The sequence below is a fragment of the Bradyrhizobium sp. S3.12.5 genome, assembly GCF_040548225.1.
In the GTDB taxonomy this organism is placed as follows: Bacteria; Pseudomonadota; Alphaproteobacteria; order Rhizobiales; family Xanthobacteraceae; genus Bradyrhizobium; species Bradyrhizobium cytisi.
The window spans coordinates 46,283-72,141 of sequence record NZ_JBEPRF010000027.1; the positions used below are offsets into that span (position 1 = coordinate 46,283).

Here is a 25,859-nt window from a genome sequence, read left to right on the forward strand (position 1 = left end):
ACTACACCGGCTGCGTCATCCAGCCGAACAAGCGCCGGATCAGTCCCGGCTGCTCCGGCAATTCCGGCGGCCCGTCTGCGGCCAGCACGCGCTTGAGGAAGTAGTCGAGGAACACCATGTCATTCGGCTCAGTGACGGTGAATGTCTCCTCGCCGAAATACACGCTGTAGTTAAAGAAGAACGGCCCGATGATCGGGATCGTCGCGGTCGAGGCATAGTCCTTGGAGATCACGAATTCCGATGGATCGAGCCCGTGGTCGCGCATGGCCTGTTCGACCAGCGGCAGCTTGCGCATGAACTGGGCGGAGATGCCGCCGACGGTGGATTGCAGGATGATCGACACGATGTGTGCCCGTTCTCTGGATGTGGCCCGGTCATATTGGTCGTCTGACCCGTCGCGTGCGTTCAATATGCCCCGCCGGCGCCTCCCGCGAACATGCTGCAGCTCACACACAATAGAAAAGCCGGCGTTGCCGCCGGCTTTTCGTCTTCTCGATCCGCCAATTCGTGGGCCGCGGAAGCCTGCGCTTAGTGCGCGGCTTCCAGCGCGGCCTGTTCGGCCCTTGCGATCGTGCCCTTGACCGCGGACTGCACCTTCTCGAAGGCGCGGACCTCGATCTGGCGGACGCGCTCGCGCGACACGCCGAACTCGGCGGCAAGGTCTTCCAGCGTCATCGGCTCATCGGCGAGGCGACGGGCCTCGAAGATGCGGCGTTCGCGCGGGTTGAGCACGCCCATGGCGCCGTTCAGCGCGTCACGGCGGTGATCATACTCCTCGTGCTCGGCCAGCATGGCTTCCTGGTTGGGCGTATTGTCGACCAGCCAGTCCTGCCATTCGCCGGCTTCGCCGTCGTCGCGGATCGGAGCGTTGAGCGACGCGTCGCCACCGAGGCGGCGGTTCATGTCGATCACGTCCTGATCGGTGACGCCGAGGCGCTTGGCAATGATCTTCACCTGGTCGGGGCGGAGATCGCCTTCGTCCAGCGCGTTGATCTTGCTCTTCGCCTTGCGAAGGTTGAAGAACAGCTTCTTCTGGTTCGCGGTGGTGCCCATCTTCACGAGCGACCAGGAACGCAGGATGTACTCTTGAATCGACGCCTTGATCCACCACATCGCATAGGTGGCGAGACGGAAGCCCTTCTCGGGCTCGAAGCGCTTGACCGCCTGCATCAGGCCGACGTTGCCTTCCGAGACGACCTCGGAGATCGGCAAGCCGTAGCCGCGATAGCCCATGGCGATCTTGGCGACGAGCCGGAGATGGCTGGTCACGAGTTGGTGCGCCGCGTCGCGATCGTCATGCTCGCGCCAACGTTTGGCGAGCATGTATTCCTGCTGGGGTTCCAGCATCGGGAACTTGCGGATCTCGGCGAGGTAGCGGGAGAGGCCGGATTCTCCATTGAGGACCGGCAAAGCAGCGGTACGGGCCATTGTGAAGCCCTCCAGAGGTTCAGGCCCCCGATAGCGGCGGGCCAGGCAGACGACCGCTTGGTTAAAGCCGGTCGTAGCTGCGATGTTCCACGTTGGTCATTTCCAACGCAGGCGCAATATACCCTATCGGGGGTCAAAAAGGGAAGGATTGCTGACGTCACGTCCCCGTGTGGCAGCTATAACTTTTTGTAAGGTAACGGTTTTCTCAAAACCCCTGCGTCATAGCGCCGCTTTTAAAGCGCGCTCCAGGAGAAGCAAATCCTCCGGCAGGCCGGCCTCCCAGTGAAGAAGTTCTCCGGTCCGGGGGTGTTCAAGTACCAGCAAATAAGCATGCAGGGCCTGACGGCCAAGCGCCGTCAAAGCGCCTTGCGACTCCGGTCCGAGCTGGTTCGCCTTGGTCTTGAAATGCGGGCCATAGACCGCGTCGCCCATCAGGGGGTGGCCGATATGGGCGAGGTGGACGCGGATCTGGTGAGTACGTCCGGTCTCGAGCTCGCAGGCCAGCAGCCCCGCGATCGGCTTGCCGTCGCGCCCTGTAAAACTCTCGAGCAGCTCCCAATGCGTCACCGCCTCGCGGCCGCCCTGGCGCACCGCCATCTTCTCCCGCGCATACGGGTGGCGGTCAATTGGCGCGTCGACGGTACCGCGATGGCGGCCGGGCAGCCCCCAGGCGAACGCCATGTAGCCGCGCCGCATCGGCCCGGTGCGGCCATGGTCGGCGAATTGGGCGGTGAGCGAGGCGTGCGCCAGGTCGTTCTTGGCGATCACCATCAGTCCGGTCGTGTCCTTGTCGAGCCGGTGCACGATGCCGGGCCGGCGCACTCCGCCGATCCCCGACAGCGAGGTGCCGCAATGGGCGATCAGTGCGTTCACCAAAGTGCCGGTCTCGTGCCCGGCCGCGGGATGCACCACCAACCCCCTAGGCTTGTTGATGACGATGATGTCGTCGTCCTCGAACACGATATCGAGGGCGATATCCTCGCCCTTGGGCTCCGGTGGGGCCGCCTCCGGCACGTCGATTATGATCGTATCGCCGGATGCGACGTGATAAGCGGGGTCGCGGACCGCGGTGGCCTTCAAGCTCACGGCACCCGCCAGAATCAGGGTTTTGAGCCTTGATCGCGACAGGTCGGGAAGGCGCGCCGCCAGCACGCGGTCGAGCCGGGCCGAGCCCTCGTCGCCTTCGACCGTGACCTCCAACCTTTGCGCAGAGCCTGAGCTATCCATGACGACGTCTGATACCGCTGTTCCCGAACCGACCCCTGAGCAGGCCGCGCTGTTTGCACGGGTGCGGCGGATGATGCTGATCGCGGGGCTGACCTCGGCGCTGGCCATCTGCGCCGTCCTGATCGCGGTGGGCTACCGCCTTTTCAAGTCGGAGGGAAGGGCGACTGATCCCGTGAGCGACATCACCGCCACCCTGCCGAAGGGCGCCAGGATCGTTTCCACCGGGGTCGCCGGCGACCGTCTCGTGGTCACGCTGGATATCGGTGGGGTCATCGAGATCCGCACCTTCGATGCCCACACGCTCAAGCCGGCCGGAAAGCTGAAATTTGCCAATGAGCCGTAAAAGGCCCGTTCGGGTCCTTGCGGCGGACAAATTTCGAGGTTATTGGCTAGCCCTCACGCTCCCTTCGTCTAGCGGTTAGGACGCGGCCCTCTCAAGGCTGAAACAGGGGTTCAATTCCCCTAGGGAGCGCCAAATCCGCGATATTCCAGATCGACGTCCACCCACATCGCCTTGCGTTCAAGCCGGCGTAATGGAAAGCGCTTCGCGCCGGCGCCTTTGTGCCGCGCGATGGTTGCATGTTGAAGGCATAGCTCCTTGAAGGCATAGCTCCGGCCCAGCTCGACGCCTGACCGAGCGGCGATCGCGAGCGGAGCCCTGGCCGTATTTCAGTGGTGCGCCGAAACGCTCCTGACGGTCTCGGTCAGCAAATCACCTGCCGCGGAATGGCCGACGTCACCCAGACTGATGATGCCGACCATCCGTTTGCTCTTGTTGATCACCGGCAGCCTGCGGACCTGTAGCTTCTCCATATGATGCATCGCCTTTGCGAGGTCATCATCCTCCCGGCAGCAATGGATGCCCTCGGTCATCACGTCGCGCGCCGTCGCGCGGCCGGCGTCGAAGCTGTGGCTCGCGAGCCCTTTGCAGACGATATCGCGGTCGGTCACCATCCCGACCAGCTTGTCGTCCTCGCCAATCGGAATGCAGCCGATGTCATGCGTCCGCATCAACTTGGCGAGCTCGGTGATTGGGGTGTTGGGGCTGACCCAGTCGACACCCTTGTGCATCACGTCCTTGACTTTCATGGCGAACCTCCGTTCGTGGGTTTCAGGTGCATTGAAGCAATGCAGCGGCGCCCCCAACCCCATCTTCCGAATTGTACGACCGTAACAGGCAGTGTGCGAAATGCTCAATCGTGCGCGCTGAACCGCCCGTGCGGCGCATTGGCCGTCAGGCGCGCGAACTGCGCATGACCCATATGAAGCAGCGTCTCGTGATCGCCGGCTTCGATATAGATGTCCGGCTGTGCCTCGATGCTGTCGTCCACGATGATATCCAATCCGTAGCATTTGCCGACGGCAGGAACCGCACCGTGTGCACAGTCGCTGAACAGCCGATTGATCTCGGTTTCATCGGCCATGTGGAGATTGTCGCCGAGACTTGTCCTCAAGTCCGACAGGCGGAGATGATGCGATGCGGGCAAGATGGCCAGCATGTATCCGCCGTCGCGCCGCAATACGATGCCCTTGGCGAGGCGGTCGCCCGAGATATGGCATGCCTCGGCCGTCCGAGCGGACGTCATGCTGAGCTCGTGCGGTATCACCTCGTATTGGATGTTTTCAGCGGCTAGGTATTTCTGGAGCGTGGGAGCAATGGCCATGACATCACCTCCGATGCGGAATGCAAACCATCCACCGTGAGGGTCATCCCAGCAGACTCTCACCACGCGATGGGCGGCTGCCTGACTATGAATCCAACATAGGTCTTTCATCGGCAAGCCGCAATTCGTTGACGGGCTCTGGCTGCTGTCCTTTGAGCACATGCGAGCATCGCATGCGGGGTTTGCGTCGAGGTTATGTAGCGATTTCAATTACATAAGAGTTCGTAGTTTTATTCTGAATGGCGCGCCATTTGCGTACGAGACCGGGCATTCCGAAACCCGGCCGTTTTTCCGCTTGTAGCCGCAACCAGCCTGCCCACGAGCTTTCGCGGTTAGGCGCTCTCTTACGCGGTCGTGCCGTCGATCGAGCGGCGGATCACCCGCTGCACTTCCGCATTGGACAGAAACAGATCGTGGTTGATGATGCCCCAGCCTTCCTGCGAGGCATCGACCACGCGCACACCAAGCCGCGCGATGGCGGCCTTCTCGGCGGCGCCGACCCTGGTCATTCCGCCTGCGATCTGTCCCGACAGTGCCAGCGCGCGATCGTTCGTCGCGGCGATCACGGTAATCTTTCCGGCGAGCGGACCGATGCGCTGGATCGCCGACGAGAACACATCCATGTCGATATCAGGCGCGGCAAACACGACCGCGCCGATCTTGCCCGTGACTGTGTCGCCGTATCGCGCATAGAGCTGACGCAGGCTTTCGAGCGTCAGCATGGTTCCCATACTGTGCGCAACGATGTGCACGCGGCCGCCGCCTGGCGCCGACACCAGCGCAGAGAGCACGCGTTCGAAATCGTCGCGGGACCACATCGCGCTGTCGCGGTCGTAGGCGTAGTCGAATAGTCCTGCTTTGGAGGGCCAGGAGAACACCATGGTCCGGCCGCGAAACTTGATCCCATCGGAGAGATGGGCGCCATCGAGCACCGCCGTCTCGAATGTCTGCTTGAAGCCGTGCACATAGATCAGCACGTCTCCTCCGCCGGCCTGCGCAACGAGATCGCCAACGTCGGCCGACACCGGTTCGACCCGGTCAAGGCGCCAATCGCCAATTCCAACCGACGCGAGAGAAAGACGGCCCTCGTCGGGCGCCACCAGCTTCGCCCGCGCGACTGTCATGGTCGTGGCGCGCTCCGGCCCGAACCAGGGTTTCGTGCGACCGCCGTTCACGGGCTTGCGCGTGGTGGTGACAAGCAATGTGGGGTCAGCCGAGAGGGACGACGCGTCGAAGCGCGCGCCGGCCGCACTCAGGCCGGCGCATCCGCCGAGCGCGAGGGCACTTCCCGCCGACAAAATTCCGCCGAGGAGCGCGCGGCGCGAAATAGAATGACAGGAGTCGCGTTGCAGAATACGTCGGACGATCACACGGAACCTTTGGAACTTTGCCCACCGTAGCGCCACCCCGCCTAGCTCACTGAATGACAATGGGGGCGAGAAGACGGCGGAGCAGCTTCACGGCAGGTTGCATGGGTTCGAAACCGATCCTTCGTAGTGGCCGACCGAGATACGAGCGGCTCGGAAAATTTCCACTTGAAACTCCCGATCATCAGCCTTTGAATCCCGGCAAGATGGCGTGTGGCAGGGCTTTCGTAGCTCGTTTTTCCCGGAATGGCGGGCTGGTCGTGGTTTGCAGCGGATTTGGTTGAGTCACCATGAGCCGGAAGAATAAGGTTCCCCTCGCTGATCGCGTCGTCAGGTCGGCTGAGGCCTCGCTTGCCGCCCGGCACTTTGCAAGTGCCATCGATATTCTCGTCGGGATCGGATGGCTTGACCCTGGAGCGGCGGAGCGTTGGCGCCGTGGCCAGGTCGACTGCCTTGAGGAGGCTATCCCGACCGATCCGGCGCGCGTCTCGGAAGCCATGCGGCTGTTCCGGTCTTGGGCGACCGCGCAGGGACTGCTCGCAAACCCGACGGAATATGTCGCGCGTACGCCGCGTCGCCAACCGCTCCGATTCAGCCGCAGCGGTGATCCGGCTCTCGAGGAGTCGTACCGCACACATTGGGTGTCGCCGGAGCTTTCCGAGAAGAAGCGCGAGCGCCTGGCGGAAAAGGTGAGCCGTGCCCCGGAGCTGGTTGTTGTTCAACCGTTGAACACGGACTGGACATGCCATCGGTGCGGCGGCACCGGCGATCTCCTGATGATGGAGACTCCCGGCCCGGCATGCTTGCGCTGCGCTGGCCTCGACGGTCTCGAATTTCTTCCCGCGGGCGAGGCTCTGCTGACGCGGCGCGCCAAGGCGAGGAGCACCCGATATGCCGTCGTCGTACGCTTCAGCAAGACCCGCCGCCGCTACGAACGACAGGGGCTGCTGGTCGAGCCCCAGGCCGCAGCGGATGCGGCCCGACCAACTCCCGCGGCCGGAGGCGGCTGATGGCCGGCAGCACTCTGCGTCCCCGCTTCGCCCGTCGGGTAAGCCGATGGCGTTAGCGATCAACATCCGAGCCGACAACGGTTCAGCCGGGGAGATCGAGCGGCTGTGGGATCACGTCGCTGCGTTCGAAGCCGAGCCGTCGATGCGTGCGCTCGGCTACCGGCCGCATCTTACATTTGCGATCTACGATGCGCCTGAGATCGACGAGAAAACCGCATGGGGCGCGATGCGGGCCGCTGTCGCCGACGAGGCGCAGTTGCGCATCGAGTTCAAACGACTTCGTTGGTTCGAAGGCTCGCCGTTCGTTCTCTGGGCGGAGCCGATCTCCAATGCGGCGCTAACCCGCATCCACAGCTCCATCAGCGCCGCAATCGACCCGGCGCATTGCCGTCCGCATTACCGGCCTGGAACATGGACCCCGCACTGCACGCTCGGCATGCATATCGCCGACGAACGGCGCAACGATGCGATTGCCTTTGCTCAGGCGTTCGATCGCAGCATCGAAGTGATGTTCGACGTGGTGGATTGCGTTGCGTTTCCGCCTGTACGGATCGTCGCCGAGCGGAGATTGGCGCAGTAGTTGGTTGTCGCCTCACAACCGGGCGACAATTTTTCCCTCGTCGCGACGACCCGCGACCTCCGGGCCTTGGCCCGGAGCTCTTGACTGCGCGGAGAACCTGGGGAGCTGCACGTTGTTCACCTCGTCCCCTGAAGGTTGGGACCGAAGTCGATTCCTCGAGGGCGCGCCATTTCGAGGCGTTGACGCGCCGATCAGGCCGACCGGCGCCACCCTTCTGCGGTCAAAGCTTCGAGCTCAGCGAAATAGCCCTCATTCGGATCGTGGCCGGACGTGGTGTCCAGGTCGTCGCCGTCCGATTTGATGCCGCGCATCAGATCGTTGATGTGTCCGGCAAGCACAGAGCCGATCGCATGTATGGCTTCGTGACGATCGAGCCCTTCGGACATCAATCGCTGTGCCGTTCCTCGCACCGGCAGCTCGGCATCCGCAATCTGGCTCTCGACAACGGCGTGAATGACAGCGTGCAATTTCTCCCGCGGGAGGCGGATGCCAGCATGTCGATGATACGCCAGTACGAGATCGACCCGCTCTTCTTCTTCCAGCGCAAGCCACCGATCCGGGCGTGGCTCCACGAATGGATCATATCGCCAGGTCGCGCCTTTCTCTTGCTCGATCGCTGTTCGGGAAACGTCGCGCGCTTGCGGATCAGCTCGCTGCAATCCGGACGACGGCTCGTCCAGGCGTTGTGAATTGAGGCAGCACTTCTTGAATTTCTTGCCGCTGCCGCAGGGGCAGGGGTCGTTTCGTCCGACACTTCTCTGAGGATTGACCATGGAGCACGCCTTCACACATCCTGCCCGAGCGACCCCGCAATGTCGCTCCGCCGGGTGAACTGAGAGCCTCAGATTAGCGAGTTCTTCGACTAGAGGGCATTGAATGAATCAACCAGCTCAGCCGGGCTCGACGTAGGCCAGGCGATCCATGACGCCGTCGGCCAGCCCCACCTTGTATACGGCTTCCGCAAAACGTCTGTCGTCGGCGACCTGGCTCAGCTTGCTGTCGGCCACGCGCCGCGGCAGCATCATGCAGATCGGTTCGAGCATATCGATCTCGAACGGCACGTTGACGCCGGCTGTCATCGAGAACGTCTCGACGGTGAGCAACCGGGTCGCGAATAATTGTCCGCTGTCCATCGAATGCTCGAGCCCGACGTCGATCAGCCATACCTTGGAATTCCGAAGGATATCGGTTGCGATCAGGCCTACCGTGTCGTGACGTCGCTCGACCATGAGTATCGCGAATTGCGAGGCGCGCATCGCCTCCAGCATTCGCCGCTCGTCAGACTGCGCTTCGAACCTGGCCGATTTCGCATAGCGATCGATCGCGCGGGAACGATCGGCCGGTGCGGTGTAGATCGCCAAGTCATAGATATAATACGTCTCGTCCGGGTCTTCGAGAGCCAATGTCCTCCCTTGCGCCAATTCCAGGCGACGTGCACGATCCAGCAGCGTGTCATCAGATATCGACTTGAGCACCTCGTCATGAAGGCGTTTCGAGATTTCCCGCAGGTGAAGATACCGGGCGAGAAGATCATCGCGTGTCGAGCGACATTCGCCGCCCCAGGGTAGCGTTAATTGCCGTTGAGTGTGGAGCAAGGCCATGGAACTCTCCGGAGGCGGAATATTGCTCCGCATGATAAGCGCTGTTCACCGATTCGCGGAGTGAGAATCTCCCGATCAACCGGGACCGTTGGTGTACACGGGGAGTGTCCATAGGGAGATCGAATGGGGTTTCCCTCGCCGCTCTCAAACGGTCTCGTTTGTCGAGCCGCGGCGCAGTGTCTACCGTGACGGCAGGCCCGCCGAGCGAACGGACCGCCGCCACCGAATGATAGATCCCAAACCCTATTGCCGCATCAGCCGCACCACATCCTGCCTCAGCAGATAGAACGACACCGCCAGCAGGACGGCGTCCTTCATCAGGAAGGGGACGTTGCCGGTCATCGCGGGGAATCCTCCCGCAGCGATGTCCCAGCCATCCGGCATGAACGGAATGATCGTGACCGTCGCGATGAAGGTACCGGTCGAGCCGAGGGCGCCGAGGACACCGAGCCGCGTGTTCCAGAAGCCGGCGAGCAACAGCGTCCCAAACGTCCACTCCGAAGCGCCAAGGAAATAGCTGGCGCCCGCGTGACCAAAGACGGGATAGAGCCACCAGATCAGCGGCCCGTTGCTGATGAACGGGACCAGTCGCTCGAATTCATACGGGAACCACTTCTGGTAACCGAAGAAGAGAAACATGATCACCATCGACGCTCGAACGACGTGGTAGTCGAGATCCTTCGCAAGCAGGCCGGACTTTTGCAGTGCGCGGACAAACGGATTTTGCATGTTGCTGGTTATCGCGGTCATTGTCGTGATCCTTTCATTCAAGATCTGACTGGCGCAGTCGCTTCAGGCGAGCGCGGGGAAGTCGATCTCGGTGTCGTTGATACGGTTGAACACGTTGGTGAAGACGGTGGTCGCGAAGGCAAGGCTGATCTCGACGAGTTGCGCGTCGGTGTAGCCGGCAGCCTTGATCGCGGCGAAATCCGCGTCGCTGACGGTGCCACTGGATTGCGCGAGCTTGCGGACGAAGCGGATCAGCGCATCGCGCTTGTCATCGCCGGTCGCCCGGCGCTCGCGGATCTTCTTCAACTCGTCGGGCTTCAGGCCCGCGAGCTTTCCAAGCAGGCTGTGCGCGGCGACGCAGTAGTCGCAGCCGGCGACCTCGGAGATGGCAAGTTTGATGGTTTCCTGGTCGCGCTTCGTGAGCGTGCCCGACGCGAGCACGCTGTCGGCAAGCAGGATGGCCTTGAGCGCGTCCGGCCCATGGGCGCCGATCGCGGCAAAGGTGTTGGGCACGCTACCGATCGCCTTCTTGATCTGAGCATAGATTTCAGCGGTCGCGCCGGTTGCGGAGTTGATACGGGGAACGGAAAGACGGGACATGGTGCCACTCCTTGGTTCGGGTTGGTGAACGATTGCGGAGTGACAATAGGGTCGCGAACTGATACTTTGAATGTCAATAAATCTCGATTATATGCTCAAACGTCTCGAGATGAGATGGTCTTAGGAGACCGCATGGATTGGCTGAGCCGGCTGTTCGAGATGATGCCCGTGCGCGGACGGCTCGACCTGCGCTGCGCCTACGGCGCGCCGTGGCGCATCGACCAGGGGCCGGGCGAGCCGAACGAAATTCCGTATCACGCCGTGCTTGCCGGCTCGGCGATGCTGGACGATCCGGCGGGGGGCCGGCCGCTCAAGCTTAAGCCCGGCGACATCCTGCTGCTTCCGGGCAATCCCCGACACGTCATGCACGATGGCAGCGGGGCCGTGCCGCTGCCGGCGCGCAATCGCGCATCTCTCAATTTCACGATCAGCGAAAATCCCGGCTCGGAGGAACGGCTCGATCTGTTGTGCGGACACTTTGCCATCGCGCCGCCGCATGACCGCCTGCTACGTAGCTATCTGCCACCGCGCCTCGTCGTGCATGCCGGCTCTGACGCTGGCGACAGAGACACGGCGGGGCAACTCGCCGGTCTCGTCGCCTTGATGCGCAGCGAGTCCGCAGGCGATCGCCTCGGTGGACGTGCGATGTTGAACGCGCTGTCGAGTGCGATGTTCGCGCTGGTGCTGCGGCTCGCCAGCCTGACGGACGACGCGCCACGCGGTCTGCTCGCATTAGCCGGTCATCCGCGTCTCGCGCCGGCGGTAGCCGCCCTGTTCAAGGAGCCGGCGCGCGCATGGTCGCTGCCCGAGCTGGCGCGTCTGTGCGGCATGTCGCGAGCGACGCTCGCGCGGCAATTCCAGGAGAAGCTCGGGCGCTCAGCCGCTGATCTCCTGACCGATATCCGGATGGCGCTCGCCGCGAACGAACTGAAAAAATCTTCGCTTTCGACGGGCGCCGTGGCGGAAGCTGTCGGGTATCAATCCGAAGCGGCGTTCCAGCGCGCCTTCAAGAGCCACATGGGCATCACGCCGGCTCAGTGGCGCAAAAGCGGGGAACTCAGCGGGGAGGCTCCCGAAAGGCCTGCAGCTTGATCCGGTTCGGCCGCACCAGCGTGCAGTCGGACGAAACAGTAAACCCGCTGTCAAGCCGCCTCGTCGAAAATATTCCACTTTACCGAAATTCGGAAATGTCGTATGTGTCGGCCATCCCAGCCCACAAAAGGGGCGGTCGTACGTCGTCACGAAACGCGGTGGACGCGGGCGGCGTCAAGGCGGAATCGAGCGTGCAGGGCGAGATGAACCTCGTGAGCATGGCGCGAACCGCGTCGACGAACGGCGCCCATACTTGCGGAGTTGTTGGCAGAGCAGGACCGTATCCTGCGAAGCCTCCTGGCGAAGCAGGATGCCTGCGTACGGCGAAACCGTGTGGTCCTGGCCGTCGTCGCTACGGTCAAGCGTTTGCGAAGGCGTCATCGCGTCAACCGGCGCGATGGTCGTGAATTTCGCGATCGCGACGGAGGCAAAAGGAATTCGTCTCCGGGGAGAGCGCGCATAAGCCGTCAACCATCGCGCAGGGAAGGCCGAGTTTCGGTTGCCCTGTGTCTCCCCTGTGCATTGCGTGTGCATCATTTTCGCATGGGGGTTTTATGGGTGCCAGCCGGCGCCCGGTCTTCCCTGCGCCCTTTTCCGTCAGGACGAGGGTGTGAAGAGGAGCGCATAGCTCGGGCAAAACATGCCGCGAGGACGAGAACGCGCGTCCGGACCTCCCATGCAAGCATGATGCATCGGCATCCTCGGAGGTGGTCGTTGTTGCCAGAATCTGCCTCTATGTGACCGAACCTGCCTCCGAAGCTGCTGCCGGGCCTTCGGAGGTTCTGGCATTCTGCTTTCGGGAGTGACGATATGAGCGGTTTGGTGATCTCTGGCGGCCGGGTGGTGGATCCGGCGAGCGGAATGGACGCCATCGGCGACGTGGCAGTGGTGGACGGCAGGATCGCCGCCGTCGGCTCCTCGCTCGGCGGCGCCGAGCGGGTGATCGATGCGACCGGGCTCGTGGTTGCGCCCGGCTTCATCGATTTGCACGCCCATGGCCAGTCGATCCCGGCCGACCGCATGCAGGCCTTCGACGGCGTGACGACGACGCTCGATCTCGAGGCCGGCGTGCTGCCGGTCGCCTCCTGGTATGAGCGCCAGGCCCGGAAGGGCCGGGTGCTGAACTATGGCGCCGCCACCAACTGGGCGTTTGCGCGCATCGGCGCGATGACGGGCTCCAACGCGGAGAGCTCGCTCGAAGCGTTCGGCAACGCCATGCGCGATCGCCGCTGGATGGACAACGTCGCAACCGATGCGGAGGTCGCCGGCATCCTCGAACGCCTCGCGCGCGGACTGAACGAGGGCGGTATCGGCATTGGCATCCTGAACGCCTATGCGCCGGGCGCCGGCGTGCAGGAGCTGACCGCGGTGTGCCAGCTCGCCGCCAAGCAGAACGTGCCGACCTTCACCCATGTGGCCTACATGTCGCGCATCGACCCTGAAAGCGCGGCGGAGGCCTATATCCGCCTGATCGGCTATGCCGGTGCCACCGGCGCGCACATGCACATCTGCCATTTCAACTCGTCCAGCAAGACCGACATCGAACGCTGCCGCGTGCTGATCGAGAAGGCGCAGGCCCAGGGCCTGCCGATCACGGTCGAGGCTTACCCCTACGGCACCGGCTCGACCGTGCTGGCGGCCGCCTTCTTCAGCGATCCCGAGTTCGTCGAGCGCAACGGCACCGGCTACGACTCCGTGCAGCGCGTGACCGACGGCTATCGCTTCCACGACCGCGAGGAGCTGCTCAAGGCGCAAGCCGAGGAGCCGTCCTCGCTGGTGCTCTGGCACATCCTCGATACCGAGAACAATGCGCATCATCGCGACCTTCTCGACATGTCGGTGCTCTATCCCGGCGGCGCGATCGCCTCCGATGCGATGCCGTGGACGCTGCCGGACGGCACCACCTACAAGGGCGGCGCCTGGCCGCTGCCCGATGACGCCACCTCGCATCCGCGCTCCGCCGGCTGCTTCACAAAATTCATCCGCGAATGGGTCCGCGAGCGCAAGGCCGTGTCGCTGCTCGAAGGCGTGCGCAAATGCGCGCTGATCCCTGCACAGATCCTGTCGCAGAGCACGCCGGCGCTGCGGGCCAAGGGCAGGCTCACGAAGGATGCCGATGCCGATATCGTCGTGTTCGACTATGAGAAGCTCTCGGACCGCGCGACCTTCACGGCGATGAACCGTCCGTCCGAAGGCGTGCGGCATCTCGTCGTCAGTGGCCAGCCGCTGATCAGCGACGGCATTCTGGATGTGACCGCGCGGCCCGGTAAGCCCGTCCGCCGGCCCGTCGTCGAGAGCTGAGCCATGCCGGTCCCCATTCTCCTGGTCACGGGCTTTCTGGGGGCAGGCAAGACGACGGTCGTCAACCATCTGCTGGCAAACGCGGACGGACGGCGCATCGCCGCAATCGTCAATGATTTCGGCGCGATCAACATCGATGCGGAGCTGATCGCGGGCGCGAGCGACGGCGTGGTCAGCCTTGCCAATGGCTGCATCTGCTGTTCGCTCGAAGGCGATTTGTTGCGCACGCTCTCGACGCTGCTGCGGCGTGATCCGAAGCCGGAGTACATCGTGATCGAAACCAGCGGCGTCGCCGATCCCGCCGACATCGTGCGCAATCTGCTGGACCCCGTGATCCTGCGCGAGGCGCCGCTGGAAACCGTGCTCTGCGTGATGGACGCGGCGACGCCGCCGGCCGCCCTGGACGACGCGCTGATGCGATCGCAGTTGCGCGTCGCTGATATCGTGGCGTTGAGCAAGCTCGATCTGGCGGACGAGGAGGCGGGGGAGCGGATACGCAATGCTATCCGCGCGCTACGCTCACCTGCCGTGGTGGTCGACGCGCGGCATGGTGAAATTCCCGCAGCATTGTTGTTTCCCGCGAGCACCGAGCGCACGCCGGCACGGCGCGAGCCGGGTCCGAAACGGCCGGCAGAAGAACGCTTCGAGACGCTGAGCTGGACCTCCGACCGGCCGCTCTCGCTGCCGCGCCTGCAGCAGGCGATCGGCAAGCTGGCACCGAAGCTTGCGCGCGCGAAAGGCCTGTTCGAGACGATCGAGCAGCCCGGACGTCTGATGGTATTTCACTTCGCCGGCGGCCGGGCGACGCTGGCGCCGGGCGATGCGCCGACGCCAGGCGTGCCGCGCGCACGGATCGTCTTCATCGCCGAGCTCGGGGTGCTATCGAAAGCCGAGCTCGACGGAATCATGGAGGGGTGCGTTGCGAGCGGCTGAGGTGAGGCGATAGGATGGATTGCAGTCACAGGGATGAGCCTTGCATGTCGCCCAAAATCGCACCCGCAGACGCCGCTTCGCGCCGCGCCGCCAAACCGACGATCGTCTATCCGGCGGGCACAATGCCCGGGCCCGACATGGCGGCGCTCGAGCAAGCGCGCAGCACGATGGTCAAGACGCGCGAGCTCACCGTGCCGCCTCGCGACGCCAGGACATTTCGCGTGGCGCGCGGCCAGTTCTTCCGCATCGTCAGCATCGAAGGCCCTCAGGTCGGCGACCTCAATCTCTGGAACGCGGACGATCTCTCCGAGCGTTTCTTCAGTGGCAAGACGCGGGCGCTTTATGGCACGCATGTCGGCGCCGGCGACCGGCTCTGGAGTAACATGCCCTATCTTCGGCCGATGGCGACCATCAGTCACGACACGCTCGGCTGGTATGGTTTCGACGAGGACGGCGCCGGCATTCACGATGTCATCGGCACGCGCTGCGATCCCTACACCAATCTGTTGCTCAACGGCGGCAGCTATGATTTCTGCTGGCATTCCAACCTGTGCCGCGCGCTTGCCGCCGAGCTGACGATGGAGCCACACGCGGTCGAGCATCACGTCCACGACGTGCTCAACGTCTTCATGTGCACCGGCTTCACCAGGGACACGCACCAATATTTCATGAAGGCAAGCCCCGTCCGTCCCGGCGACTTCATCGAGTTCTTCGCGGAGATCGATCTGCTCGGCGCGTTGTCGGCCTGTCCCGGTGGAGACTGTAGCGCAACCCATTCCAGCGACGCTGCGGCATGCCATCCGCTCAAGATCGAGATCTTTGAGCCGGACCGAGCGACACTGAAGGCCTGGAGCTGGCCGTCGCCAAGTGGATATCACCGCGGCCACGGAGCGTCTTCCACGCACAAGAGCCTCTGATCCGTCTGATCACGGAGAAAAGTAAGCTGCGACTACGTCGACTTCACGCAAAGACAGGGATTTGGGGACATGTGCCCCGGAGCTCGGGGGCGTCACAGGCCGCGGCGGCCTCACGCGAATTGCGCGACGCCGTTCCCAACAGACCAGTTCTCCGCGGGGGCATCGAGCACGTTGACGAATATGTCCTCGGGGCGGATGCCCGGGTTGTCGCCGAGCAGTTCCGCGATCCGGCGGTACAGCGCCTTCTTCTGCTCAGGGGTACGCGAAGCGAACACGGTGATCTGGATCAGCACGGCGTCGTCGCTGCGCTTGACGCCATAGGCGTTGCCGCAACGGAAGTTTGCAGGCGACAGCTCGCTGATGGTCATGAACTCGTCACCTTCAGGCACGTTCAGCGCCTCGCGCATCGCGCAATAGAGGCCGTCCAGGATTGCCTGCCGGTAGGCTTCGGGCTTACCAGCGCGCATGGAGATGTGAAGCAGAGGCATCAGCTGGTCCCTTTGCATGCGAGCCCAATCGACCGGGCGCATGCAAGCGCCGGCCGTTCGGCCCATTGACGAGACGGGCTATCAATCCCAATTTATTTTTGACACGATGTCCAGAAAGCACGTTTTTGACATCGTGTCAAATATGCCGTCGACAGGGAGCATGATGTGAGGCCGCGCGAGTTCGATCACGACGACGTCCTGCGCATCGCGTTCGACCAGTTCTGGCGCAAGGGCGTGCGCGGCACCTCGCTGTCCGACATCGCGCGCGATGCCGGCGTTCAGCGCGGCAGCCTCTACAATGCGTTCGGCAGCAAGGAGGCCTTGTTCCTCCAGGCCTATGAGCGCTACGCCGGCGACTATCTCGTCGCCTTGCAGAAGGCGCTCGGCGCGGGCTCGTTGCGTAAGCGCCTCATCGCATTTTTCGACCTGACCATCACCAATTTCCGATCCGGCTCGCCGCCGCGCGGATGTCCGACGACGCGGGGGCTGATGGAGCTCGGCGCCGCTGAAGGCGAGGGGCTCGACGAAGACGCGCGGAGAGCTTTTGCGAACCTGGTGTCGCGCATCACCGCGCTGGTTGAGGACACATTGTCGGCGGGCGCCGAGCGCGGCGAGTTCAGCGGCAACCCGGCGGCCGCAGCGCTGCACATCATCACGGTCACGCGCGGTCTCGCGGTGCTCGAACGCGCCTTCGGTGACGAGCCCCAGCTGCGCAAGATTGCTGCCCACACCATCGACCTCGTGCTCGGCAGGGGTGCCCGCTAGGCCTCAGCAGAATGCAAGCGCGTTGACGGCCTGCGTGGCCGCGCTCTCCTGCTCGATCCCGACGAGCTGGCCGACGGCGGTCTTGAGTTCACCTGGGTCCCTGCGACGCGCAACAGCCAGGAGTCGCATCAATTCCGCCTCGTCCTTTGACAGCCGCCGGCACGACGGCGGCATGAAGCACAGATCGCAGGCACGTCCGCAGCGCAGGATTCGGACCAGCGCGGCAACGCGTGCGACCAGCAGCGGGCTGTCGGAAATGCCGGGCGCCTCGTCCGCGAAGCGATAGGCCGCCTCCCAGCAATCGGACGCGCCGGTCGCATAGGCCGCGCCGATGAACCGGAACAGCGAGAGCGCAGTGCGGCAGAAATCATCGCAGCCTTCCATGCCTCGCGGATTGTCCTGCATCATGAACGATCTCGTCAGTGCAATGTGGGGCTTCCGACGAACCAGCTCTTCATCGCCATCGTCTGCATAACGCCGGGAGCCCGGACGTGTCGATCCGGCAAGATGAGACCGGCCATGCGGAAGATCGTCGCAAGTCCTCTGACAGGGGCGAGCGCCCAATCCGCGCAAACTGGAGGCAGCCAGCTTTCGAACTGCTCGCGCGCGACATCGATGCGCTCCTCTTGCGCCGCGGCGATCGCGTGCAAAATTCCGTGCTCGCTCTCCGACATCTTCGGGCAAGTGGGGCAATGAACCTCAACGGCCGTATGTGCCGTGCACGCAAAGATCTCGATGATCGCTTCCAGCGAGGGCACGGCGTCGCCGACGCGAAAATGGTCGTAGACCTCTCGGACATCCGCCGCCGTCGGAACGGCGGTCCCGCTTCGCGCCTTCGCGCGAAATCCCCAGATGAAGAGCCGCTCGGCTGCGCACAGCGCGGGAAGGTCAAGCGTCCTGGTGTCTGTCGATTGATGCATGGAGCCTCTGGCAAATGGCTACGCCTTGCGTCGATCGTTCTGCCAGGGGAACGCGCAAGTCAACGCTGGCAAGACCGATATCGAGGTCTTCTAGAAACGCGAAAGCATTGGACGCTCGGTCTTTGGAGCCATTCCAATGCGATTGCAAAATGTCGACGAATTCCAAAGTGCGCATCAGACGGACCAGCCCTGGCGGCTTCCGGGCACCTTTTGCGGGAGTTCGGGAACCTGAATGCTTAAGGCTTTGCTAAGACGATCAGGATAAAATGGCATATCAGCCCCGCCAATTTTGTGAGCACCGATGATTTTCTCCCGCATCAGTTTCAAGCTGGTCCTCATTGTCGGCATCAGCCTCCTCGGCATGATCGCGCTGGTGCCGATCGCGCTGTCGACCCTGCGTAGCCAGATGGTCGCCGACCGCCAGGCCAAGACGCAGCACATGGTCGATGTCGGCTACGGCATCCTGGCGCATTACCAGAAGCTCGAGAGCGACGGAAAGCTCACGCGCGAGCAGGCGCAGGCCGCCGCGATGGTCGAAATCAAGAGCCTGCGCTACGACAAGGTCGAGTATTTCTGGATCAACGACATGGCCCCCAAGATGGTCATGCACCCGATCAAGCCCGAGCTTGACGGCAAGGATCTCTCTGGGATGAAAGATCCGGCCGGCAACGCGCTGTTCATGGGGTTCGTTGACGTCGTCAAGACGCAGGGTGCGGGCTTCTACAGCTACCTCTGGCCGAAGCCCGGCTTCGACCAGCCCGTAGCCAAGATTTCCTATGTAAAGGGCTTTTCGCCCTGGGGCTGGATCATCGGCACAGGTATCTATCTCGACGACGTCGATGCCGTCTTCCGCCAGGATGCGATGACGTTCGGTCTGGTGTGCCTTGCGGTGTTTGTGCTCGTGCTCGGCGCCTCCTTCGTGATCGGCCGCAGCGTGACCCGGCCGCTGGCGAAAATCACCGACTTGACCGAGCGCCTCGCCGCTGGCGACGGCGCCTTCGAGGTGCCCTACACCAACCTCAGCAACGAGGTCGGCGGGCTCGCCAGGGCGCTCGCCGTGTTCAAGGACAATGCGTCGGCGGTAGGCCGGATGCATGCCGAGCAGCAGGAGACCAAGCAGCGGGCCGACGACGAGAAGCGCAAGACCATGACCGATCTCGCCGGCAGGTTCGAGGCAAGCGTCCAGGCCGTCGTCCGCGACGTCTTCAACGAGGCGCGGACGATGCAGCAGGCTGCGCAAGGCATGTCGGAGACCGCGAACAAGGCGACCGATCGCGCGAGCTTCGTCGCCACCGCCTGCCAGCAGGCTTCGAGCAATGTGCAGACGGTGGCCTCGGCCGCCGGCCAGCTGTCGTCCTCGATCACCGAGATCAGCCAGCGCGTCGCGCAGGCGGCGTCCGTGGCCGACAAGGCGGCCGCCGACGGTCAGCGCACCAACGACACCGTGCAGGGGCTGGCCGCGGCCGCCCACAAGATCGGCGAGGTCATCGACCTCATCAACCAGATCGCTTCGCAGACCAATCTGCTTGCGCTCAATGCCACGATCGAAGCCGCCCGCGCGGGTGAGGCCGGCAAGGGATTTGCCGTGGTCGCGAGCGAAGTGAAGTCGCTGGCGAGCCAGACCGCGAAGGCGACCGACGAGATCGGCGCGCAGATCAGTGCGATCCAGGCCGAGACCAACCAGGTCGTCGGCAACATCGACAACATTCGCAAGACCATCATGGAGGTCAACGAGATCTCCTCGTCGATCGCAGCCGCAGTCGAGGAGCAGGGCGCCGCGACGCAGGCCATTGCGCACAGCGTGCAGGAAGCGGCCTCCGGCACCGACCAGGTCTCGCAAAACATCTCCGGCGTCACCGATGCGACGGCGGAGACCGGCCAGGCCGCTGGCCTCGTGCTGAAGTCGAGTGGACGCCTGACCGAGAAGCTGCAATCGCTGGAGGACGAGGTCAGTGCGTTCGTTGCGGGCGTGCGAGCGGCCTAGTATAGCCGGGGGATGGTCTCCAACCCTCGTCGCATCCTCCTGATCAATCCGAACAGCCTTGAGGCGACCACCGCGATGATGGTCGCCATCGCGAAGTCCGTCGCGATAGGCGGGTTCGACATCCTCGGCGCTACGGCAGAGCGCGCGCCGTCGATGATCGTGACACCGCACGCGCTCGAGGCGACCGCCCCTGAGGTCGAGGAGATCGCGAGAGCGCAACAGAATTCCTGCGACGGCATCATCGTCTCCGCCTTTGGAGATCCCGGCCTCGTGGGAATAAAGTCGGCGATGACGCTGCCCGCGGTCGGTATCGGCGAGTCCTCGATGCTGGAAGCCGCAGAGAACGGCCGCCGCTTCGGCGTGGCGACCACGACGCCGTTGCTGAAGGCGAAGATCGACGCGCTACCGGTCGCGTTGGGATTGCGATCCCACTACACCGGTACCCGCTTCGCCCAGGGCGATCCGCAAGAGTTGATGCGCGATCCGGCGCGGCTGCGCGTAGCGCTCGCCGGCGCGGTCGAAGCCTGCATCGCGCAGGATGGTGCCGAGGCGGTCATCATCGGCGGCGGGCCACTCGGTGAGGCCGCGCGCGACCTGCGGCTGATGTTCACCGTGCCGGTCATCGCGCCGATCCGGTCTGCTGTGATGCGGATTATTCGCCTCATCGAAGCGCCACCGGCCAACTGATATTCCGGCCCGCGGGAGTTGTTACAGCGACCGCTTCCTCTCCCTTGACGACTGCGGCTAAAGTGAAGAAGCAGGATCATCGAACCTGCCGCCCGGCGTCTGGCTGCGGGGCCATGGAGACCGCTGCATGTCGTTCAAAAAACTCCTGATCGCCAATCGCGGCGAGATTGCCATCCGTATCGCGCGCGCAGCGGCCGATGCAGGCATAGCCACGGTCGCGATCCACCCGGCCGACGATGCGCTGTCGCTGCATGTGCGCGTGGCCGACCAGGCGGTGGAAATTTCCGGCCGCGGTGCGCGGGCCTATCTCGACATCGAAGCGGTGGTGAAGGCGGCGAAGGCTGCCTCCTGCTATGCCGTGCATCCCGGCTATGGTTTTCTGAGCGAGAATGCCGCGTTCGCCAAGGCCTGCGCGGACGCGGGCATCGTCTTTGTCGGGCCCAAGCCGGCAGCGCTCGAACTGTTCGGCGACAAGGTCGCGGCACGGCAACTGGCAAGACGCTGCGGCGTGCCGATCATTGCGGGCACCAGCGGTCCGTCGTCGCTCGACGAGATCACGGCGTTCTTCACCTCGCTCGGCAGCAACGCGGCGATCGTGATCAAGGCGATGGCCGGCGGCGGCGGCCGCGGCATGCGTGTTGTCGAGAACGCAGCCGATCTCGCGGAAGCCTATGCGCGCTGCCAGTCCGAGGCCAAGGCGGCGTTCGGCTATGACGGCGTCTATGCCGAGCGGCTGATCCGGCAGGCGCGCCATATCGAGGTACAGATCATCGGCGACCGCCACGGCGCGATCTCTCATCTCTGGGAGCGCGAATGCACCATTCAGCGCCGGCATCAGAAGTTGATCGAAGTTGCGCCGAGCCCGTCGCTCAGCGAGACCTTGCGCGGTCGCATCATCGAGGCGGCCAAGCAGCTCGCGACGGCGGCGGCTTATGACAGTCTCGGCACTTTCGAATTCCTGGTCGACGGCACGGCCGAGGACAGCTTTGCCTTCATCGAGGCCAATCCGCGGCTCCAGGTCGAGCACACCGTGACGGAAGAGGTGCTCGGCCTCGATCTCGTCCGCGCCCAGCTTGCGATTGCTGCAGGCAGCACATTGGCCTCGCTCGGTCTGGCGCAGGACTCAATTCCGAATCCCCGCGGCTATGCCATGCAGCTCCGCGTCAACATGGAGACGCTGGACGAAACCGGCGCGACGCATCCGACCGGCGGCGTGCTCGCCGTGTTCGAGCCGCCGTCAGGGCCGGGCGTCCGCGTCGATAGTTTTGGCTATGCCGGCTACAAGACCAGCGCGGCGTTCGACTCCCTGCTGGCCAAGGTCATCGTGCATACGCCGGGTGAAGCTTGGCACGATGTCGTCGCTAAGGCGTCGCGTGCCCTACGGGAGTTCCGGATCGACGGCGTCGTCACCAACATCGCCTTCCTCCAGGCAGTGCTGGCGCACCCGGATTTCCGGACCAATCGCATTGCGACCGACTTCATCGATCGCAATGTCGCAAAGCTGGTCGAGGCGGCCGATGGCGTGGCGAAGCCGCTCTATTTTGCTGCGGCCGAGCGAGGCGGCGCTCACGCCGCCGAGACCCACGTCGCGCAGATCGTGCCAGAGGGTACGGTGATGGTCGCCGCGCCCTTGCAAGGCACCATCGTCACCATCCAGGTGAAGGAAGGCGAGATCGTGCGCCCGGGGCAGCAGCTCGCCGTGATCGAGTCCATGAAGATGGAGCATCTGGTGATGGCCGAACAGGGCGGCCGCGTCATGAAGCTCGCGGCCGGCGACGGCGACACGCTGATGCATGGCGAGTCGATCCTCTATCTCGAGCCGCTCGACGTCGCCGCGGATGCGTCGGCGGTCGAAGCCGATGTCGATCTCGACCACACCCGACCCGATCTCGCCGAGCTGATCGCGCGCCAGGCCAACACGCTCGATGCGAACCGCCCGGCCTCGGTCGAGCGCCGCCGCAACTCCAATCAGCGCACCGCGCGCGAGAACATCGCGCAGCTCGTGGACGACGGCTCGTTCATGGAATATGGCAGCCTCGCCATTGCCGCCCAGCGGCGTCGTCGCAAGCTCGACGATCTCATCAGGAATACCCCGGCCGACGGCCTCGTCATGGGCGTTGCCACCGTCAACGCCGAGAAGTTCGGCGGCGATGCCGCGCGCTGCATTGTCGTGGCCTATGACTACACCGTGCTCGCGGGCACGCAGGGTCATATGAACCACAAGAAGATCGACCGCATGCTCACGCTGGCGGAAGACTGGCGCCTGCCGCTGGTGTTTTATGCCGAGGGCGGCGGCGGCCGTCCGGGCGACACCGACCGGCTCGGCATGACCGGCCTCGACGGCCCATCCTTCGTGCAGTTCGCAAGGCTCTCCGGTCTCGTGCCTGTCATCGGCGTGGTCTCCGGCTATTGCTTCGCTGGCAACGCCGCGATGCTCGGCTGTTGCGATGTCATCATCGCCACCAAGAACGCCTCGATCGGCATGGGTGGTCCTGCGATGATCGAGGGCGGCGGGCTCGGCGTCTATCACCCGGCCGAGGTCGGTCCGGTCTCGTTCCAGTCGCCGAACGGCGTCATCGACATCGTGGTTGAGGACGAAGAAGAGGCGACATCCGTCGCGCAGAAATACCTGTCCTACTTCCAGGGCGCGGTAACGGAGTGGCAGGCGGCCGACCAGCGCCTGCTCCGCCGCGCGATCCCCGAGAATCGCCTACGTGTCTACGACATCCGCAGCGTGATCGATCTCGTCGCCGACAAGGACAGCGTGCTGGAGCTGCGCCGCGACTACGGCGTCGGCATGATCACCGCGCTGATCCGCATCGAAGGCAAACCGTTCGGCCTGATCGCCAACAATCCGCGCCATCTCGGCGGCGCGATCGATGCCGATGCCGGCGACAAGGCCGCGCGCTTCCTCCAGCTCTGCGACGCCTTCGATCTGCCGATCGTCTCGCTGTGCGACACGCCCGGCTTCATGGTTGGCCCGGAAGCCGAGAAGACTGCGATCGTGCGCCACGTCTCGCGCGTGTTCGTGACGGGTGCGAGCCTCACCGTGCCGCTGTTCGGCATCGTGCTGCGCAAGGGCTACGGCCTCGGCGCGCAGTCGATGATCGGCGGCGGCTTCCACGCCTCGTTCTTCACGGCGGCCTGGCCGACCGGCGAGTTCGGCGGCATGGGGCTGGAGGGCTATGTTCGCCTCGGCTTCCGCAAGGAAATGGAGGCGATCGCCGATCCCGAGGAGCGCGAGACCTATTACCGCAACAAGGTCGCCGAGCTCTACGCCAACGGCAAGGCGGTCTCGATTGCCTCGGTGTTCGAGATCGACAACGTGATCGACCCCGCCGAGACGCGGCGCTGGATCATGGCGGGGCTCCGTTCGGTGCCGAAGCCGCCGGTGCGGACGGAGAAGAAGCGGCCGTGTATCGACACGTGGTGACGGCGGTGCAGCAAATCAGAGTTGCTTGAGACAATCTGCTTCCACATCGTCATGCCCGGGCTTGTCCCGGGCATCCACGTTCTTTCGCATGCGCGGCAGAGGCGTGGATGGCCGGGACAAGCCCGGCCATGACGGCGATGTGCGCCGTTGGGTCGTCCCGGTTCCCGATTGACATCCCCGCCTGTGGTGCCAGACTTTGCACAATAATACAGGGTGGAGACGTCCGCGATGGCCAGCCTTTCGGCCTCGAATCATGTCGCCCGTGTCTTGTCCGTGGCCAATCATGCGGCTGACGTCGACGCGGAGTCGCGGATCGCGACCTCCTGGCGGCGCTGCCTGATCAGCCACAAGCTCGATCCCGCCCGCCAGGGCCCGCCGCAGACGCTCACTGAAGCCGAGATCCGTCACGTCGCCGAGCCCTTGGAACAGACCATCAGGCTGCTGACGCCCGAGCTCGACGATCTCGCCCGCGTGCTGCGCGATGCCGGCTATTGCGTCAATCTCGCTGACGCGAATGCGACCATGCTGTTCAGCCGTCTGCCCGGCGAGGCCGACGCGCGGATGTTCATGGACTGGAAGATCTACACCGGCTCGAACTTTGCCGAGACGTTTGAGGGCACCAACGGGCTCGGTACCGCGCTCGCAGAGCGGAAGCCGATCCTGGTGCATCGCGATGAGCATTTTCGTGCACAGTGGCACATGTTCTCCTGCGCGGTGGCTCCGCTGTTCGATCAGGCCGGGCGCCTCGCCGGCGCCGTTAACATCACCTCCTGCCGCGAGGATCTCGAACGCGCCGCGCATCAGCTTGCACTTGCGGTGACGATGGAGGCGACGCGGCGCATGGAGGGCGCGATCTTCCGCGATCATTTCCGCAATGCGTGGATCGCGACTGTGCCGGGCGATGGCGGCAGCGGCCTGCTCGCCTATGATGACGATCGCCGCATCGTCGGCGCCTGCCGATCGGCGCGTGCCTTGCTGGGCCTGACCGATGGCCTGATTGCATCCGGCATCGATCTGTCGCGCTACGTCAAGATCGACCATTCGCGCCATGCGGACGAGATCGTCGAGCTCCGCCGCGCCGATGGCCGCCCTTTGGGCCAGGGCCATGTTGCGCCGCCGCTGCGTGCAAAATCCTCGACGCTGCGCCGTGATGCGTCCGTCGATCGGTTCGACGCGTTGCATCGGCTAGCAGGCAATGATCCCGGCCTGGTCAAAAGCATGAAGCGGCTGAGGAGCATCGGCGATCACAATCTGCCGGTGCTGCTGCATGGCGAGACCGGCGTCGGCAAGGATGTGTTCGCGCGCGCGATTCATGCCGCGAGCAACCGTGCCCGCAACAACTACGTTGCGCTGAACTGCGCGGCGATGCCGGAGAGCCTGATCGACGCCGAGCTGTTCGGCTACGAGGCCGGCGCCTTCACCGGCGCACGCCGCGACGGCTCGAAGGGCCTGATCGTGCAGGCCGACGGCGGTACGCTGTTCCTGGATGAGATCGGCGACATGCCGATCGCGCTGCAGACGCGGCTCTTGCGCGTGCTGGAGAATCGCGAGGTCTGGCCGCTCGGTGCGCTGAAGCCGGTACCGGTGGATATCCGATTGATCAGCGCCACCCATCGCGATCTCGGCCGCATGGCCGAGCAGGGCGCCTTCCGCGCCGACCTCTATTTCCGCTTGCGCGGCATGGAGGTGCGGCTGCCGGCGCTGCGCGAGCGCGCCGACCGGGATGACATCATCCGCCAGATCGCGCGCGAGGAGGCGCCGAACTGCAGGCTATCGGATGAAGCCTGGTCGCTGCTGTCGGCCTATTCCTACCCCGGCAACATGCGTCAGCTCCGCCACGTGCTGCGGCTCGCCGGCTGCACGGCGGAGGAGGGCGTCATCACCGACGCTGATCTCGACCTGCCGCCGTTTGGCGGAAGGGCCGCGGAGAGCGATCTCGAAGCGGCCGAGCGCGTGACGATCGTCGAAGCGCTCCGCAAGCATGGCGGCCGCGTCACCGAAGCGGCACGGGCGTTGAAGCTCAGCCGCGCGACGTTGTATCGCAAGATCAAGCAGCTGAAGATCGAGACCGCGCAATAGCGCTTTTCTTTCCCTCTCCCCTTGTGGGAGAGGGTGGCTCGCCGCGCAGCGGCG

The 25,859-nt window shown here is 64.2% G+C and carries 24 protein-coding genes, 1 tRNA gene and 1 pseudogene; 13 read left to right on the forward strand and 13 right to left on the reverse strand.

The window, feature by feature from the left end; genetic code table 11:
• Nucleotide 1 precedes the first annotated feature (1 nt).
• The 3 genes from ABIC09_RS31175 to ABIC09_RS31185 all read right to left on the reverse strand — a co-directional run bounded on the left by ABIC09_RS31175 (nucleotide 2) and on the right by ABIC09_RS31185 (nucleotide 2,655).
• Nucleotides 2-343 (reverse strand): hypothetical protein, encoded by a 342-nt coding sequence (locus ABIC09_RS31175; protein ID WP_354111657.1) that lies wholly within the window; start codon nucleotides 341-343, stop codon nucleotides 2-4.
• A 185-nt stretch (nucleotides 344-528) separates the two neighbouring features.
• Complete coding sequence (rpoH, locus tag ABIC09_RS31180; RefSeq protein ID WP_148755811.1) at nucleotides 529-1,428, reverse strand: RNA polymerase sigma factor RpoH; 900 nt, start codon at nucleotides 1,426-1,428, stop codon at nucleotides 529-531.
• Nucleotides 1,429-1,647: 219 nt separating this feature from the next.
• Entirely contained in the window at nucleotides 1,648-2,655 is a 1,008-nt protein-coding gene (locus ABIC09_RS31185) for an RluA family pseudouridine synthase (protein ID WP_354082345.1), read from the reverse strand.
• Between ABIC09_RS31185 and ABIC09_RS31190 the strand changes: the two genes are divergently transcribed.
• Nucleotides 2,654-2,998 carry a hypothetical protein gene (locus tag ABIC09_RS31190; RefSeq protein WP_354111658.1) on the forward strand — a complete coding sequence of 115 codons (345 nt, stop codon included), beginning with the start codon at nucleotides 2,654-2,656 and terminating at the stop codon, nucleotides 2,996-2,998. The genes ABIC09_RS31185 and ABIC09_RS31190 overlap by 2 nt on opposite strands.
• A 57-nt stretch (nucleotides 2,999-3,055) precedes the next feature.
• Nucleotides 3,056-3,130 (forward strand) — tRNA-Glu (locus tag ABIC09_RS31195).
• A 194-nt stretch (nucleotides 3,131-3,324) separates the two neighbouring features.
• On the opposite strand, the gene ABIC09_RS31200 is transcribed toward ABIC09_RS31195, so the two are convergent.
• The 3 genes from ABIC09_RS31200 to ABIC09_RS31210 all read right to left on the reverse strand — a co-directional run bounded on the left by ABIC09_RS31200 (nucleotide 3,325) and on the right by ABIC09_RS31210 (nucleotide 5,689).
• On the reverse strand, nucleotides 3,325-3,744 hold the full coding sequence (locus tag ABIC09_RS31200) for a CBS domain-containing protein (protein ID WP_148755808.1): 420 nt from the start codon (nucleotides 3,742-3,744) through the stop codon (nucleotides 3,325-3,327).
• Between the two features lie 104 nt (nucleotides 3,745-3,848).
• Nucleotides 3,849-4,319 carry an aminoacyl-tRNA deacylase gene (locus ABIC09_RS31205; protein ID WP_148755807.1) on the reverse strand — a complete coding sequence of 157 codons (471 nt, stop codon included), beginning with the start codon at nucleotides 4,317-4,319 and terminating at the stop codon, nucleotides 3,849-3,851.
• A 344-nt stretch (nucleotides 4,320-4,663) separates the two neighbouring features.
• Complete coding sequence (locus ABIC09_RS31210) at nucleotides 4,664-5,689, reverse strand: alpha/beta hydrolase (protein WP_148755806.1); 1,026 nt, start codon at nucleotides 5,687-5,689, stop codon at nucleotides 4,664-4,666.
• A 287-nt stretch (nucleotides 5,690-5,976) separates the two neighbouring features.
• Between ABIC09_RS31210 and ABIC09_RS31215 the strand changes: the two genes are divergently transcribed.
• The gene (locus ABIC09_RS31215; RefSeq protein ID WP_354111659.1) at nucleotides 5,977-6,696 is read left to right on the forward strand and encodes a hypothetical protein; all 720 of its coding nucleotides are present in this window, start codon (nucleotides 5,977-5,979) and stop codon (nucleotides 6,694-6,696) included.
• 46 nt (nucleotides 6,697-6,742) lie between these two features.
• A complete protein-coding gene (locus ABIC09_RS31220; RefSeq protein WP_354035557.1) occupies nucleotides 6,743-7,276 on the forward strand; it encodes a 2'-5' RNA ligase family protein in 534 nt (177 codons plus the stop codon).
• Between the two features lie 668 nt (nucleotides 7,277-7,944).
• On the opposite strand, the pseudogene ABIC09_RS31225 reads toward ABIC09_RS31220, so the two are convergent.
• From ABIC09_RS31225 to ABIC09_RS31240, 4 genes and pseudogenes are all read right to left on the reverse strand, one after another.
• Nucleotides 7,945-8,043: pseudogene (locus ABIC09_RS31225) on the reverse strand (SEC-C metal-binding domain-containing protein); the annotation flags it as partial.
• A gap of 123 nt (nucleotides 8,044-8,166) precedes the next feature.
• Nucleotides 8,167-8,910, reverse strand: coding sequence for a DUF7986 domain-containing protein (locus tag ABIC09_RS31230; RefSeq protein ID WP_502917716.1), 744 nt, complete (start codon nucleotides 8,908-8,910; stop codon nucleotides 8,167-8,169).
• Nucleotides 8,911-9,120: 210 nt separating this feature from the next.
• Nucleotides 9,121-9,627, reverse strand: a complete 507-nt coding sequence (locus ABIC09_RS31235; protein ID WP_354111661.1) for a YkgB family protein — start codon at nucleotides 9,625-9,627, stop codon at nucleotides 9,121-9,123.
• Between the two features lie 42 nt (nucleotides 9,628-9,669).
• Entirely contained in the window at nucleotides 9,670-10,206 is a 537-nt protein-coding gene (locus ABIC09_RS31240; RefSeq protein WP_354111662.1) for a carboxymuconolactone decarboxylase family protein, read from the reverse strand.
• A 132-nt stretch (nucleotides 10,207-10,338) separates the two neighbouring features.
• On the opposite strand from ABIC09_RS31240, the gene ABIC09_RS31245 reads away from it, so the two are divergent.
• From ABIC09_RS31245 to ABIC09_RS31260, 4 genes are all read left to right on the forward strand, one after another.
• Nucleotides 10,339-11,298, forward strand: coding sequence for a cupin domain-containing protein (locus ABIC09_RS31245; protein WP_354035564.1), 960 nt, complete (start codon nucleotides 10,339-10,341; stop codon nucleotides 11,296-11,298).
• 810 nt (nucleotides 11,299-12,108) lie between these two features.
• Complete coding sequence (locus ABIC09_RS31250) at nucleotides 12,109-13,599, forward strand: amidohydrolase family protein (protein ID WP_354111663.1); 1,491 nt, start codon at nucleotides 12,109-12,111, stop codon at nucleotides 13,597-13,599.
• A gap of 3 nt (nucleotides 13,600-13,602) precedes the next feature.
• Nucleotides 13,603-14,532 (forward strand): CobW family GTP-binding protein, encoded by a 930-nt coding sequence (locus ABIC09_RS31255; protein WP_354035568.1) that lies wholly within the window; start codon nucleotides 13,603-13,605, stop codon nucleotides 14,530-14,532.
• A 44-nt stretch (nucleotides 14,533-14,576) separates the two neighbouring features.
• Nucleotides 14,577-15,449 (forward strand): urea carboxylase-associated family protein, encoded by an 873-nt coding sequence (locus ABIC09_RS31260; protein ID WP_354111664.1) that lies wholly within the window; start codon nucleotides 14,577-14,579, stop codon nucleotides 15,447-15,449.
• A gap of 110 nt (nucleotides 15,450-15,559) precedes the next feature.
• Here the strand turns inward: ABIC09_RS31260 and ABIC09_RS31265 are convergent, their stop codons facing one another.
• A complete protein-coding gene (locus ABIC09_RS31265; RefSeq protein WP_148755796.1) occupies nucleotides 15,560-15,937 on the reverse strand; it encodes a tautomerase family protein in 378 nt (125 codons plus the stop codon).
• A 165-nt stretch (nucleotides 15,938-16,102) separates the two neighbouring features.
• Here ABIC09_RS31265 and ABIC09_RS31270 point away from each other — a divergent pair, with 165 nt between their 5' ends.
• A complete protein-coding gene (locus tag ABIC09_RS31270; protein WP_354082337.1) occupies nucleotides 16,103-16,702 on the forward strand; it encodes a TetR/AcrR family transcriptional regulator in 600 nt (199 codons plus the stop codon).
• A gap of 3 nt (nucleotides 16,703-16,705) precedes the next feature.
• On the opposite strand, the gene ABIC09_RS31275 is transcribed toward ABIC09_RS31270, so the two are convergent.
• Entirely contained in the window at nucleotides 16,706-17,110 is a 405-nt protein-coding gene (locus tag ABIC09_RS31275) for a hypothetical protein (protein ID WP_246230412.1), read from the reverse strand.
• Nucleotides 17,111-17,121: 11 nt separating this feature from the next.
• Nucleotides 17,122-17,622 carry a hypothetical protein gene (locus ABIC09_RS31280; protein WP_354111665.1) on the reverse strand — a complete coding sequence of 167 codons (501 nt, stop codon included), beginning with the start codon at nucleotides 17,620-17,622 and terminating at the stop codon, nucleotides 17,122-17,124.
• A gap of 301 nt (nucleotides 17,623-17,923) precedes the next feature.
• On the opposite strand from ABIC09_RS31280, the gene ABIC09_RS31285 reads away from it, so the two are divergent.
• The 4 genes from ABIC09_RS31285 (at nucleotide 17,924) to ABIC09_RS31300 (ending at nucleotide 25,805) form a co-directional block, all read left to right on the forward strand.
• Nucleotides 17,924-19,606 (forward strand): methyl-accepting chemotaxis protein, encoded by a 1,683-nt coding sequence (locus tag ABIC09_RS31285; protein ID WP_354111666.1) that lies wholly within the window; start codon nucleotides 17,924-17,926, stop codon nucleotides 19,604-19,606.
• Nucleotides 19,607-19,618: 12 nt separating this feature from the next.
• Complete coding sequence (locus ABIC09_RS31290) at nucleotides 19,619-20,293, forward strand: aspartate/glutamate racemase family protein (protein ID WP_354111667.1); 675 nt, start codon at nucleotides 19,619-19,621, stop codon at nucleotides 20,291-20,293.
• A 127-nt stretch (nucleotides 20,294-20,420) separates the two neighbouring features.
• A complete protein-coding gene (locus ABIC09_RS31295; RefSeq protein ID WP_354111668.1) occupies nucleotides 20,421-23,726 on the forward strand; it encodes an acetyl-CoA carboxylase family protein in 3,306 nt (1,101 codons plus the stop codon).
• A gap of 228 nt (nucleotides 23,727-23,954) precedes the next feature.
• Entirely contained in the window at nucleotides 23,955-25,805 is a 1,851-nt protein-coding gene (locus ABIC09_RS31300; protein ID WP_354111669.1) for a sigma-54-dependent Fis family transcriptional regulator, read from the forward strand.
• Nucleotides 25,806-25,859 lie beyond the last annotated feature (54 nt).